The organism is Bacillus sp. 522_BSPC (assembly GCF_001076885.1).
Lineage (GTDB): Bacteria > Bacillota > Bacilli > Bacillales > Cytobacillaceae > Niallia > Niallia hominis.
In genome coordinates, this window is the sequence record NZ_JVDT01000142.1 from 1 (window position 1) to 442 (window position 442).

Genomic DNA, 442 nt, shown 5'->3' on the forward strand with positions numbered 1-442 from the left:
GGATGAGTATCTAGGTGGAAAACTTCCTCGACAAATCTTCATGGCTAACGACTTTGATGTGGACGCAATAGGAATGAAGCGAATTGAACAATCCGCATACAGGTGGAAGAAAGCCTATGAAAAGGATGAGTTAATCGCACTCACAGACTCAAGAAAAGCCGGTTCTGGTAGACAATTAAAGCGAGAACTTACGCCATCTGAAGTGATTGAAAGGCAAGAAGCTAAAATTAAGCTATTGGAGGGACAGGTAGAGTTATTAAAAAAGCTAGAAGTGACAGAAAGGAGGCTGCTAAACGAAACAAAAAACCTAGAACCAAGTAGAGTAAATCAATTAATTTCTGAGACCATTAAACAAAATGGATTTAAGCGTATGACCAAGTATTTTTGCGATCTTTTAGAGGTTTCTCGTTCTGGATACTACAGCTTCCTTCAAGCATATACT

At 38.9% G+C, this 442-nt stretch carries 1 pseudogene; it reads left to right on the top strand.

Annotation, left to right across the window (positions count from 1 at the left end):
- Positions 1 to 442: pseudogene (locus ADJ83_RS11165) on the top strand (IS3 family transposase); the annotation flags it as partial.